13 protein-coding genes and 1 tRNA gene are annotated in these 12,422 nt (G+C 70.5%); 8 read left to right on the forward strand and 6 right to left on the reverse strand.

Annotated features, from left to right (window positions below; all coding sequences use genetic code 11):
* Positions 1-909, reverse strand: a complete 909-nt coding sequence (gene rarD, locus KU893_RS07910; protein ID WP_218233812.1) for an EamA family transporter RarD — start codon at positions 907-909, stop codon at positions 1-3.
* Positions 910-1,026: 117 nt separating this feature from the next.
* On the opposite strand from rarD, the gene KU893_RS07915 reads away from it, so the two are divergent.
* Positions 1,027-1,434 (forward strand): hypothetical protein, encoded by a 408-nt coding sequence (locus KU893_RS07915; RefSeq protein ID WP_218233813.1) that lies wholly within the window; start codon positions 1,027-1,029, stop codon positions 1,432-1,434.
* A 67-nt stretch (positions 1,435-1,501) separates the two neighbouring features.
* Here KU893_RS07915 and KU893_RS07920 read toward each other — a convergent pair whose 3' ends face one another.
* A complete protein-coding gene (locus KU893_RS07920; protein WP_246592286.1) occupies positions 1,502-2,584 on the reverse strand; it encodes a 2-oxoacid:ferredoxin oxidoreductase subunit beta in 1,083 nt (360 codons plus the stop codon).
* A gap of 17 nt (positions 2,585-2,601) precedes the next feature.
* On the reverse strand, positions 2,602-4,581 hold the full coding sequence (locus KU893_RS07925) for a 2-oxoacid:acceptor oxidoreductase subunit alpha (protein ID WP_218233815.1): 1,980 nt from the start codon (positions 4,579-4,581) through the stop codon (positions 2,602-2,604).
* A gap of 369 nt (positions 4,582-4,950) precedes the next feature.
* Between KU893_RS07925 and KU893_RS07930 the strand changes: the two genes are divergently transcribed.
* The 5 genes from KU893_RS07930 to KU893_RS07950 are packed head-to-tail and all read left to right on the forward strand — an operon-like array spanning position 4,951 to position 9,132.
* Positions 4,951-5,988, forward strand: coding sequence for an extracellular solute-binding protein (locus tag KU893_RS07930; RefSeq protein WP_218233816.1), 1,038 nt, complete (start codon positions 4,951-4,953; stop codon positions 5,986-5,988).
* Entirely contained in the window at positions 5,985-6,833 is an 849-nt protein-coding gene (cysT, locus tag KU893_RS07935; RefSeq protein WP_218233817.1) for a sulfate ABC transporter permease subunit CysT, read from the forward strand. The genes KU893_RS07930 and cysT overlap by 4 nt, the downstream gene beginning before the upstream one ends.
* Entirely contained in the window at positions 6,826-7,674 is an 849-nt protein-coding gene (locus KU893_RS07940; RefSeq protein WP_257440781.1) for a sulfate ABC transporter permease, read from the forward strand. The genes cysT and KU893_RS07940 overlap by 8 nt, the downstream gene beginning before the upstream one ends.
* Positions 7,671-8,669 (forward strand): sulfate/molybdate ABC transporter ATP-binding protein, encoded by a 999-nt coding sequence (locus KU893_RS07945; RefSeq protein WP_218233818.1) that lies wholly within the window; start codon positions 7,671-7,673, stop codon positions 8,667-8,669. The genes KU893_RS07940 and KU893_RS07945 overlap by 4 nt, the downstream gene beginning before the upstream one ends.
* A gap of 10 nt (positions 8,670-8,679) precedes the next feature.
* Positions 8,680-9,132 carry a hypothetical protein gene (locus tag KU893_RS07950; RefSeq protein WP_218233819.1) on the forward strand — a complete coding sequence of 151 codons (453 nt, stop codon included), beginning with the start codon at positions 8,680-8,682 and terminating at the stop codon, positions 9,130-9,132.
* Here the strand turns inward: KU893_RS07950 and KU893_RS07955 are convergent.
* Complete coding sequence (locus tag KU893_RS07955) at positions 9,086-9,571, reverse strand: SRPBCC domain-containing protein (protein WP_218233820.1); 486 nt, start codon at positions 9,569-9,571, stop codon at positions 9,086-9,088. The genes KU893_RS07950 and KU893_RS07955 overlap by 47 nt on opposite strands.
* Positions 9,572-9,614: 43 nt before the next feature.
* On the opposite strand from KU893_RS07955, the gene lhgD reads away from it, so the two are divergent.
* Positions 9,615-10,823: an L-2-hydroxyglutarate dehydrogenase gene (lhgD, locus tag KU893_RS07960; protein WP_257440778.1), complete on the forward strand. Its 1,209-nt coding sequence runs from the start codon at positions 9,615-9,617 to the stop codon at positions 10,821-10,823.
* Here the strand turns inward: lhgD and KU893_RS07965 are convergent.
* Entirely contained in the window at positions 10,802-11,569 is a 768-nt protein-coding gene (locus KU893_RS07965) for a lytic transglycosylase domain-containing protein (protein WP_218233822.1), read from the reverse strand. The two genes, lhgD and KU893_RS07965, sit on opposite strands and share 22 nt — an antisense overlap.
* A gap of 10 nt (positions 11,570-11,579) precedes the next feature.
* The gene (locus KU893_RS07970; RefSeq protein WP_218233823.1) at positions 11,580-12,071 is read right to left on the reverse strand and encodes a YajQ family cyclic di-GMP-binding protein; all 492 of its coding nucleotides are present in this window, start codon (positions 12,069-12,071) and stop codon (positions 11,580-11,582) included.
* A gap of 91 nt (positions 12,072-12,162) precedes the next feature.
* On the opposite strand from KU893_RS07970, the gene KU893_RS07975 reads away from it, so the two are divergent.
* Positions 12,163-12,244 (forward strand) — tRNA-Tyr (locus KU893_RS07975).
* Positions 12,245-12,422: the final 178 nt, after the last annotated feature.

Consider the following 12,422-nt stretch of genomic DNA (forward strand, 5'->3'; position numbering starts at 1 on the left):
TCACACGGCGCAGGACTCGGCCGCCAGCGCGAGCTGGCGCCGGTGGTGGCGCAGCGCCTCCACGGTGAAGATCGCCAGTGCCAGCCAGACCAGGCCGAACCCGATCCAGCGTCCGGGCGGCATCCGCTCGCCGATCACGGTGATGCCGAGGAGGAACTGCAGGACCGGCGCGAGGTACTGCAGCAGGCCGAGGGTGGTCATCGAGACCCGGGTCGCGGCGGCGCCGAAGCACAGCAGCGGGACGGCGGTGACCACGCCGCTGGCGAGGAGCAGGGCGACGTGGCCGGGGCCTTCGCTAGTGAAGTGCGCGCCGCCGGTGCTGCCGAGCCAGAGCAGGTAGCCCAGGGCGAAGGGGGCGATCACCGCCGTCTCGAAGGCGAGACTCTCGATCGCGCCGACCCCCGCGGACTTCTTGGCCAGGCCGTAGGTGCCGAACGAGAAGGCGAGGACCAGCGCGATCACCGGGGGCCGCCCGTAGTCGAGGGTCAGCACGGCGACCGCGGCGAAGCCGATCGCCAGCGCGGTCCACTGCGCGGGCCGGAGGCGTTCGCCGAGGACCAGGACGCCCATCAGCACGGTGACCAGTGGGTTGATGAAGTAGCCGAGCGAGGTCTCTACGACCCGGTCGGTGTTGACGCCGTAGATGTAGGTGCCCCAGTTCGAGGTGATGGTCGCGGCGGCGAGCACCAGCAGGAGCGTCGTACGACGATCCCGCAGCACGGCCCTCAGGGCCGTCGTCCGGCGCAGCACGACGACCAGCACGCCCATCACGACCAAGGACCAGACCATGCGGTGGGCGAGGATCTCGGCGGCGCCGCTGGGCCTGAGCAGTGGCCAGTACAGCGGGAACGCGCCCCACATGAGGTACGCGAGGAATCCGAGGGTGAAGCCGCGGCGCTGGTCCGACACACTGGGACCCTAGCGACGTGTTGCCACCTGGCGGGGAGAGAGGTGGTTTCAGGTCCTGGCCAGGTGGGCACGAAGGCCGTGTCCACGAACGATCCCGAACCCGAGGGGGAGTCCCCGATGCGATTCACTCGCACCATCACCGTCCTGTTGGCGGCCGTCACCGCCGTGCTTCTCGGCCTGACGACTGCGCCGAGTGGCGCCACTGCCTCCACTGCCGCCGGTGTCTCGGCCGAGCGGACCCTCGGCCCGCACCCGGTCGACTACACCGCGAACGAGATCCGCAACACCGGCCGGTTCAAGGTCAAGGGTTACGCCGCGACCTACCAGGGCGGCAAGATCAAGCTGCAGCAGAAGAAGCGCGGCGGCAACTGGCGCAACTTCAAGAAGGACCGCGCCCGCGTCGGCGACGGCTTCTTCCAGATCAAGTTCGACGGCCCATGCTGGAGCAAGTACCGCCTCGTCCTGAAGGCCGCCAACGGTTACGACAAGACGGTCCTGCCGGTCGGTCGGATCCGCTGCTACTGACCTCCGGAGCATGAAGGGGCCTCGCCGAACGGCGGGGCCCCTTCATGTTTCTCCTGCGTCCGTGGCGTCAGTCGACGGTCCAGGTGTCGCCCGCGCTGATGAGGGCGGTGAGCCGCTCCTCGGGGCTGCCCTGGGCGGCGGCGGACGCGCTGGCGGTGGCGACCTGGGCACGCGCCTGGTCGTCGTACGTCGGCCGCTCGACCTGGCGGAAGATGCCGATCGGGCTGCGGTTGAGGTAGCCCGCGTCGGTGAGGCGCGAGATCGCGAACGCCGTGGACGGGTCCGGGTTCTGGGCGTCGTGGACGATGATCGCCTCCGCCGCCACGGACGCGGTGTCGGCCACCTCGACGCCGCCACCGACGCCGCGGACCAGTGCCTTGTCGCCGAGACCGGTCGCCTCGTCGCGCACGCCGAAGGTGATCGGCTCGCCGTGGGTGAGCGGGATCAGGGCGTGTGCGTTGTCGCGGTCCTTGATCGCGTCGAAGGCGCCGTCGTTGAAGATCGGGCAGTTCTGGTAGATCTCGACCAGCGAGGTGCCGCGGTGCGCGGCCGCCGCGGCGAGCACGGCGGTGAGGTGCTTGCGGTCGGAGTCGATGGTGCGGGCCACGAACGACGCCTCGGCGCCCAGCGCGAGCGAGACCGGGTTGAACGGGTGGTCGAGCGAGCCCACGGGGGTGGACTTGGTGACCTTGCCGACCTCGGAGGTGGGGGAGTACTGGCCCTTGGTGAGGCCGTAGATCCGGTTGTTGAACAGCAGGATCGTCATGTTCACGTTGCGGCGCAGCGCGTGGATCAGGTGGTTGCCGCCGATCGAGAGCGCGTCGCCGTCACCGGTGACCACCCACACCGACAGGTCCTCGCGGGCCGTGGCGATGCCGGTCGCGATCGACGGCGCGCGGCCGTGGATCGAGTGCATGCCGTAGGTGTCGAGGTAGTACGGGAAGCGCGAGCTGCAGCCGATGCCGGAGACGAAGACGATGTTCTCGCGGCGCAGGCCCAGGTCGGGCAGGAAGGACTGGACGGCCTTGAGCACGGCGTAGTCGCCGCAGCCCGGGCACCAGCGCACCTCCTGGTCGGAGGAGAAGTCCTTGGCGGTCTGGGTCTCGCCCTCGCCGAGGGTCGGGACCAGGGCGGTGCCGAGCTGGGGCATCGGGAGATCGATGGTGCTCATGCGTTCGGAGCCTCCTCGTGGTCGGCGGGAAGATTGAGGCCGTGCTCGCCGAGGTCGATCTCGCGACCCTCGGCGTCGCCGACCAGGACGCCGATGGCCTCGGCCAGCTCGGCGGCCTTGAGCGGCAGGCCGTAGACGTGGTTGTAGCCCTGGGCGTCGACGAGGTACTCGGCGCGCAGCATCTTGGAGAGCTGGCCGAGGTTCATCTCGGGAACGAGGACCCTGTCGTAGCCCTTCAGGATCTCGCCGAGGTCCTTGGGGAACGGGTTGAGGTGGCGCAGGTGGACCTGCGCGACGTTGTAGCCGGCGCGGCGGACCCGGCGACAGGCGGCGCCGATCGGGCCGTAGGTCGAGCCCCAGCCGATCACGAGGACCTTGGCCTCGCCGGACGGGTCGTCGACCTCGAGCGGCGGGAGGGAGTCGGCGATGCGCTGGACCTTCTCCTGGCGGAGCCGGACCATCTGGTCGTGGTTGGCCGGGTCGTAGGAGATGTTGCCGTGGCCGGTCTCGGGGGTGCCGGCCTTCTCCAGGCCGCCGATGCGGTGCTCGAGGCCGGCGGTGCCGGGGATGGCCCACGGGCGGGCCAGGGTGTCCTTGTCGCGGGCGTAGGGCCAGAACTCCTCGACCTGCTCGCCCTTGGCGTTGGTGGAGGTGTGGTTGGGCCCGGTCGCGAAGTTGGCCTCGATCTTCGGCAGCTCGTCGATCGACGGGATCGCCCACGGCTCGGAGCCGTTGGCGAGGTAGCCGTCGGAGAGCAGGAAGACGGGGGTGCGGTAGGTGATCGCGATCCGGGCTGCCTCGACCGCGGCCGCGAAGCAGTCGCCGGGCGACTGGGGCGCGACGATCGGAACCGGGGCCTCGCCGTTGCGGCCGTACATCGCCTGCAGCAGGTCGGCCTGCTCGGTCTTGGTCGGCAGACCGGTCGAGGGGCCGCCGCGCTGGACGTTGACGATGACGAGCGGAAGCTCGGTCATCACCGCCAGGCCGATCGCCTCGGACTTGAGCGCGATGCCGGGGCCCGAGGTGGTGGTGATCGCCAGCTGGCCGGCGAACGAGGCACCGATCGCGGCACCGATGCCGGCGATCTCGTCCTCGGCCTGCAGGGTGGTCACGCCGAACGACTTGTGCTTCGACAGCTCGTGGAGGATGTCGGAGGCCGGGGTGATCGGGTACGAGCCCAAGAACACCGGCAGCTGCGAGCGCACGCCGGCGGCGACCAGGCCGTAGGAGAGGGCCAGGTTGCCGGTGATGTTGCGGTAGGTGCCGGCGTGCATCCGGGCCGGCTTGATCTCGTACTGGACCACGAACGTCTCGGTGGTCTCGCCGTAGTTCCAGCCGGCCTTGAAGGCGGCGATGTTGGCGCCGAGGATGTCGGGGACCTTGGCGAACTTCTTCTCGAGGAACGCGATGGTCGGCTCGGTCGGGCGGCCGTACATCCAGGACAGCAGGCCCAGCGCGAACATGTTCTTGGCGCGGGCGGCGTCCTTGCGGGACAGGCCGAACTCCTTGACCGCCTCGACGGTGATGCCGGTCAGGTCGACGGGCTGGACCTGGAAGCCGGCCAGGATGTCGTCGACCTCACCCAGCTTGTCGAGCGGGTTGGACGTGTAGCCGGCCTTGTCGAGGTTGCGCTTGGAGAAGTCGTGGGTGTCGACGATGATCGTCGCTCCCCGCGGCAGGTCGCCCAGGTTGGCCTTCAGCGCGGCCGGGTTCATCGCCACCAGGACGTCGGGCCGGTCGCCCGCGGTGAGGATGTCGTGGTCGGCGAAGTGGATCTGGAACGACGAGACGCCGGGGATGGTGCCCTGGGGCGCCCGGATCTCGGCGGGGAAGTTCGGCAGCGTCACCAGGTCGTTGCCGAAGACGGCCGACTCCTGGGTGAACCGGTCACCGGTCAGCTGCATGCCGTCGCCGGAGTCACCGGCGAACCGGATGATGACCCGGTCCAGCTGCTTGACCTGCTTGGTCTGGCTCACACCTGCTCCACTTCTCTCGACATCGCCGAGCGCCGTGGGAACGCGGCGACGGCGTCAGGTGGTCGAGTCTAGGAGCAAACTAGAACACGTTCCACCTTTCGGTGAATGTCCTTCGTGGTCCCCGGTGGCCAGCGCGCGGCGCGGCTCTCGAGAACCGTTCCCCACGATAGTCCGCCCCGCGCGCGAGCCCGTCCTCGCGCCGACTGATGGGCGCCTGTCGCGCCGCCCTCGGGGTGTGACCTCCGTCATGCCCTGGCCCCGGTTTCGTCCTGTGGTGAGTCACGTATCTCGCTTATGTGGATTATTCCGATCTAGTTTGAAGGAACCGGTCCCCGAGAGACCGGCCGAAGCAGGCAAGGAATGGGTGCAATGAAGCGATCGATCAGGGCCGTCGCGCTCGGCGTGGTGGGAGCAGTGACCGTCTTCTCCGCCGCCGCGTGCAGCAGCGCGGGCGGCAGCGACGACACGGGCAAGACGATCAACATCGTCGGGTTCGCTGTGCCCGAGGCCGGCAACAAGGCCGCGGCGGCGGAGTTCGAGAAGACCGACGCCGGCAAGGGCGTGACGTTCTCCGGCTCCTACGGGCCCTCGGGCGACCAGAGCCGCAAGGTCGCGGACACCAAGGGCAAGGACGTCGACTACGTCGTCTTCTCGCTCGAGCCCGACCTGACCCGCCTGGTCGACGCCGGTCTCGTCGCCGACGACTGGAACGCGGGCCCCACCAAGGGCATCGTGTCCAGCTCCGTCGCGGTCATCGCCACCCAGAAGGGCAACCCCCTCGGCATCAAGGACTGGGGCGACCTGACCCGCCCCGACGTCAAGATCGTCACCCCGGACCCGGCCAGCTCCGGCTCGGCGAAGTGGAACATCCTCGCCCTCTACACCTACGCCAAGCAGAACGGCGCGAGCGAGGAGGAGGCGGACGCGTTCCTCGCGAAGGTGTTCAAGAACGTCACCACCTGGGCGGCCAGTGGCCGCGAGGCGACCGAGGCCTTCAAGAAGGGCGTCGGCAACGTGCTGCTCACCTACGAGAACGAGGCGATCCTGGCCCGGCAGAACGGTGAGGACCTCGACTACATCGTCCCGCCGCACACCTTCCTGATCGAGAACCCGGGTGCCGTGCTCGAGAAGGCCGACCCGGTCGCGAAGGACTGGCTGGACTTCATCCTCAGCGACGCCGGCCAGACCGAGTTCGTGCGGAAGGGCTTCCGTCCCGTCACCGGCCTCGACATCTCCGGTATCCAGGTCGAGGGCGCCAACGACCCGGCCGACCCGTTCCCGGCCCCGCAGTCGCTGACCACCGCCGCCGACCTCGGCGGGTGGAGCGCGATCAACGCGGAGTGGTTCGGCAAGGACGGCGAGCAGCTGCGCTTCGACCAGCTGTACGCCGAAGCGACCAAGAAGTGACGGACACACTCGTTGCACCCCCTGGGCCGGCTCGCACGACGAGCCGGCCCAGCGGGCTGTTCCGGCTCACTCCCACCTCGGGCATCGGGCTGGGGGTCGCGCTGGTCTGGTTCAGCATCCTCGTGCTCCTGCCGCTCGCAGCGGTCGTGGGGGCCGCTGCCGCCGGCGGGTGGGGCGCGTTCTGGAACACGCTGACCGACGCCCAGACCTTCGCGGCGCTGCGGCTCACGGTCCTCGAGGCCGCGGGCGTCACTGTGGTCAACGCCGTCATCGGCACCGTCGTCGCCTGGGTGCTGGTCCGCGACCACTTCTTCGGCAAGCGGATCCTCGACGTCGTCATCGACATCCCGTTCGCGCTGCCGACGATCGTCGCCGGGCTGGTCCTGCTCAGCCTGTACGGACCGGAGAGCCCGGTCGGCATCAACATCGTCAACACCCGCCAGGGCATCTTCTTGGCCCTGCTGTTCGTGACGCTGCCGTTCGTCGTGCGGACCGTCCAGCCCGTCCTCATCGAGCTCGACGCCGATGTCGAGGAGGCTGCCGCGTCCCTCGGCGCCTCACGGCTCACCACCTTCCGGCGGATCATCCTGCCGAGCCTGGTTCCCGCCATCACCGCCGGCTCGTCGCTCGGGTTCGCCCGCGCGATCAGCGAGTTCGGCTCGCTCGTCCTCATCTCCGGCAACACGCCGTACCAGACCGAGGTCGCGTCGCTGAAGATCCTCAAGTTCATCGAGGGCGACAACCAGGCCGGAGCGGCGGCGGTCGCCGTCCTCCTGCTGCTGGTGGCGATCGTGACCATCGTGGGTCTCGACCTGCTCTCGCGGAGGGTGGCGAACCGTGGCTGACACCCGACAGATCCGCGCCGGCAAGGGGCCGGTGACCTATGCGCTGCGCACGTTCGTGATCCTCTACCTCGCCGTGCTGGTCGTGTGGCCGCTGTGGGAGGTCGGCTCCCGCACCTTCGCGCCGCTGGAGCGGGGCGCCGAGTCCGGCATCGGGCCGTTCCTCGAGCGGCTGCAGGACCCGACGGTCACCTACGCGTTCGGGCTGACCGCGACCTGCGCCTTCTGGGCGGTCCTCATCAACACCGTCTTCGGCGTGGGGATCTCGCTGCTGCTGACCCGCTACCGGTTCCCGGGCCGGCGTCTGCTCTCCGTCCTGGTCGACATCCCCATGTCGGTGTCGCCGGTCGTCGTCGGTCTCGCCCTGGTGCTGGCCTACAGCAGCGGCCAGGGCTGGTTCGGCGGAGCGCTCGAGTCGGCGGGCATCTTCATCATCGGCACCACGCCGGGCATGATCATGGCCACCGCCTTCGTCAGCCTCCCGCTGGTCATCCGCGAGGTCGTCCCCGTGCTGGAGGAGATCGGCACCGACGCCGAGCTCGCCGCCAGCAGCCTCGGGGCCAACGGCTGGCAGACCTTCCGCCGGATCACGCTGCCCAGCATCAAGTGGGCGGTCGTGTACGGCGTCGTGCTGAGCCTGGCCCGTTCGCTGGGCGAGTTCGGCGCGGTGAAGATCGTCAGTCCCGGCGCCGAGCTCCGTGGCGAGACCGCCACCATCCTCATCCAGAACCGCTACACCAACTTCGAGGAGCCCACGGCGTACGCCGCCGCCTTCGTGCTCGTGCTGGCCTCCGTGCTCGCCCTCGTCGTCGTCTCCCTGATCCGCAAGGAGGATCGTTCATGAGCATCGAAGTGAGGGGTGTCGGCAAGCGCTACGGCGACTTCGTCGCGCTCGACGACATCAACGTGTCGCTGCCGACCGGCCAGCTGACCGCCCTGCTCGGGCCCAGCGGCGGCGGCAAGTCCACCCTGCTCCGGATCATCGCCGGCCTCGAGTCGGCCGACACTGGCACGGTCGACATCGAAGGCGTGGACGCCACCACGCTGCCGCCGCAGAAGCGCAACGTCGGCTTCGTGTTCCAGCACTACGCCGTCTTCAAGCACATGTCGGTGGCGAAGAACGTCGCGTTCGGCCTCGAGATCCGCAAGCGTCCCAAGGCCGAGGTCAAGGCCAAGGTGGCCGAGCTGCTCGAGCTCGTGCACCTCTCGCAGTTCGCGCACCGGCTGCCCTCGCAGCTCTCCGGTGGTCAGCGGCAGCGCCTCGCGCTCGCCCGTGCCCTCGCGGTCGAGCCGTCGGTGCTGCTGCTGGACGAGCCGTTCGGCGCGCTCGACGCGAAGGTCCGCAAGGAGCTGCGCGACTGGCTGCGCCGGCTGCACGACGAGGTGCACGTGACGACCGTGTTCGTCACGCACGACCAGGAGGAGGCTCTCGAGGTCGCCGACGAGATCGTGGTCATCAACGAGGGCCGGATCGAGCAGATCGGCAGCCCCGACCAGCTGTACGACGAGCCGGCCAACGACTTCGTGATGGGCTTCCTCGGCGCGGTGACCCGGCTCGGGCCGCTGGTGCTGCGGCCCCACGACATCGAGGTCGCCGTCGCGCCCGGCGTACCGGGCTCGTCGGCCGGAGTGGTCCAGCGCGCGCTGCGCGTCGGCTTCGAGGTGCGTCTCACCGTCGACGTCGAGGGCCAGGACGAGCAGGTGCTGGTCGTGCTGTCCCGCGCCCACGCGCGGGCGCTCGACCTCGAGCTCGGCAGCAAGGTCTGGCTGAGCCCCACGACCGGCGCGACGACCGTGCCGGCGCTCGCGGTTCCGCGGGAGGCGGTCGCGTCCGCCTAGTGTGGGGCGCGTGAGCTATCTGCGGGCGACGCGGGTCCTGTGCTGGCTGCTCGGGATCGCGGTACTGGTGTCGGTGGTCCACTACGTCGACAACTACGTCAACTACGACGACTACCCGGTGCCGGGTCCCGACGCGGCCGTGCCCGCGCCGTCCGCGAGGCTCGTCGCGATCGGCTGGTTCGTGTTCACCGCGTTCGGCGCGGCGGGCCTGCTGCTGTGGTTCCGCCGCCACATCACCTCGGCGGCGGTCGCGCTCACCGGCTACTCGGTGTCCGGCCTGATCGGCCTCGCCCACTACACCGTGGCCGGCGCCACCGACATGGTCTGGTGGCGCCAGCTGCACGTCGTCGCCGACATCGTCTGCGGCGCCGCGGTGCTCGGCTTCGCGCTGTGGGCGGCGAAGCACGCAGGCGTGCTCATCCCTCCGGGGGCGAAGCAGCCTCCTGCTCGGCCCTCTTCTTGAGTCCCTCGGCATGGCGCCGGAAGCCGTCGGCCACCCGCCCCGGTCCCGCGAGGCGGACCAGCGGTCCGCTGAACTCCTCGACCGTCTCGTACGTCGTCGGCCCGCCCGGTCGCTGCGTGAGGCGCTGGTGGCGCACCCCCCTCACCAGTCCCAGCTTCGAGGGCAGGCCCTCGTAGACGTAGGACATCAGCGCGGTCGTCGTACCGGTGGCGGGGTCGGTCGTCGGTCCGTCGAGCGCGGTGATCCGCTCGGGCGAGCGGGTGCGGCCGCCGGTGGCCCACACGACGTGGAGCACGATCGGGTTGCTGACCGCGGCGGGTTGCGCGGTCTCGGCGCGCTCGACGAAGGGGTTCCACTCGCCGTACCGCTCGGTGTCGGTCATGACGGCCCACACGACGGCGAGCGGGGCGTCGATGTCGATCTGCGCGGAGGGTTTCACGGGGCCATCATGGCCGAGCCGGAGGGCCCGCCATGATGGTTCCGTGAGCGGGAGCACGGTCGGCATCGTCGGTGGCGGCATCGTCGGCCTGGCCGTGGGTCGTGAGCTGGTCCGCCGCCGCCCGGGTGTGACGGTCGTGGTGCTGGAGAAGGAGGCACGGCTCGCCGCGCACCAGACCGGCCACAACTCCGGCGTCGTGCACGCGGGCATCTACTACCGGCCCGGAAGCCTCAAGGCCGAGCTGTGCACGCGCGGGCGGGCGCTGATGCGCGACTACTGCGCCGAGCACGCGATCGCCTACGACGAGTGCGGCAAGCTGGTGGTCGCCGTCGACGAGGCCGAGCTGCCGCGCTTCGAGGCGCTCGCCCGCACCGCCCGGGAGAACGGCGTCCCCGGGCTGCGCCGCCTCGACGGGCCTGCCCTGCGCGAGGTCGAGGCGCACGCCTCCGGGCTGGCCGCGCTGCACTCACCGCGGACCGCCATCACCGACTACGTCGCCGTCGCCGAGGCGCTGGCGCGCGAGATCGTGACGGCCGGGGGAGCGGTGCACCTCGGCGCCGCGGTGGTGGGCGTCGACGGCGTCCCGGGAGGCCTCGACGTGCGGACGACGAGCGGCCGGCACCGCGTCGACGAGCTGGTGGTCTGCGGTGGGCTGCAGTCCGACCGCCTCGGCCGGCTCGTGGGCGGTCCGGCGACGCCGCGGATCGTGCCCTTCCGGGGCGAGTACATGGCGGTCGCGCCGGCCAAGGAGGACCTGGTGCGCGGCATGGTCTACCCGGTGCCCGACCCGGCGTACCCCTTCCTCGGCGTGCACTTCACCCGCCGCGTCGGCGGGGGCCTGGAGGTCGGGCCGAACGCCTTCCTCGCGTTCAGCCGCGACGGCTACGGGCGGGCCTCCCTCTCGCCTCGTGACCTCGTGGACACGCTGGGGTACGGCGGGTTCTGGCGGTTCGCCCGCCGGCACTGGCGGACCGGGGTGGGGGAGCTGCGGGGAGTGCTGTCGCGCACCGCGTACATGCGCAGCGCGCAGCGCTACGTCCCCGCCATCGGGCCCGACGACGTCGCCCGGGCCGGGCTCGGGCTGCGCGCGCAGGCGGTCGAGGTGGACGGCTCGCTGGTCGACGACTTCGTCATCCACCGCAGCAACCGGATCACCGCGGTCCGCAACGCGCCGTCCCCGGCGGCGACCTCCAGCCTGGCGATCGCCGAGCACGTCGTGGGGCAGATGGGTCAGCGGGCGCGGGAGGCGTAGACGTTGGCCAGGTCGGCGATGTCGGCGACGTAGGTGTCGGAGTGGTTGAAGCTGAACACCGCGCTGCGCCAGGTGTCGGGGTCGGCGAGGTCGCCGGCGTGGCACAGGTAGCGCGCGGCCGCCAGGGCCGCGTCGTCGATCTGGTTGGGGTCCACGACACCGTCGCCGTTGCCGTCGGCGCCCCAGCGCAGCCAGGTCGACGGGATGAACTGCAGCGGCCCGATCGCCCGGTCCCACGTGGACTCCCCGTCGAGGACCCCGCCGTCGGTGTCGTGGACCGCGCCGAACGCGCCACCGTCGAGCACCGGCCCGAGGATCCGCGGGCGCGGCACCCCGTCGTCGCCGAGCGCCGAGCCGTCGACGCTGCCGTGGTGGGACTCGATGCCGCCGATCGCGGCCAGGCTGTTCCAGGCGACGCGGCAGCCGGGCTGCTCGGCCGCCACCCGAAGGTGCGCCCGGGCGTACGCCGCCAGCGCCCGCGGCGGGATCCCCGTCTGCCCGGCCACCCGGGCCAGCCACGCCGCGTCGGGCCGGTACGGGTCCGGCGCGGTCGCGGGCAGGGCGGGCGCGGCCGGCGCTGCCGGAGCGGCGCCGGTGACCGCAGGAGCCGGCTGTGCCGGCGGTGGCGTACGACGACGGGCCGAGCTCGCGTCGTACGCGAAGGCCACGCCGACGCCGATCACCAGCGCGACCGTGAGGACCGCGAGACCGATCGCGCCGACCAGGTAGCGGTCGGGCCGGGGCATCAGGGCAAGGTCAGCGGTAGTTGGTGAACTGCACCGCGAAGTCGTAGTCCTGCGCCTTGACCAGCGCCTGGACGGCCTGGAGATCGTCGCGCTTCTTGGAGGAGACACGCAGCTCGTCGCCCTGGATCTGCGCCTTGACGCCCTTCGGGCCCTCGTCGCGGATCAGCTTGGAGATCTTCTTGGCGTCCTCGGAGGTGATGCCCTCCTTGAGCGTGATCCCGATCTTCGACACCTGGCCGGACTGGCGCGGCTCGGAGGCGTCGAGGATCTTCAGGGACTGGTTGCGCTTGATCAGCTTGTCCTGGAAGACGCTGAGCACGGCGTTGGCGCGGTCGTCGGCGGAGGCGCTGATCTCGATCGCCTGCTCGCCCTTCCACTCGATCGAGGCACCGGTGCCCTTGAAGTCGAAGCGGGTCGAGATCTCGCGCGCCGTCTGACCGAGCGCGTTGTCGACCTCCTGGCGGTCGATCTTGGAGACGATGTCGAACGAGGAGTCGGCCATGGGTGTCACCTGCTGATTCGGAGTGGTCAGTCGTGCTGCGCTATTGTTCCGCGTAGTGGTCCGGTCGCCAAAAGCGGTCGGACGACACCGAGGCAGGTTGCCCGAGCGGCCAATGGGAGCGGACTGTAAATCCGTCGGCTTTGCCTTCGAAGGTTCGAATCCTTCACCTGCCACGGCAAGAACCGCCCCTGGCCCGCGACCGCGGACCGGGGGCGGTTTGCTTTCCTCGCCTCGGGACGGCTCAGGACGCGCTCGAGGATCGGACGCCGTTCCCCGCCGAGAGGAAGCGGCAGCTCAACGGTGAGGAAGCGGCAGCTCAACGGTGAGGAAGCGGCAGCTCAACGGTGAGGA

The organism is Nocardioides daeguensis, from assembly GCF_019192965.1.
Taxonomy (GTDB): Bacteria; Actinomycetota; Actinomycetes; order Propionibacteriales; family Nocardioidaceae; genus Nocardioides; species Nocardioides daeguensis.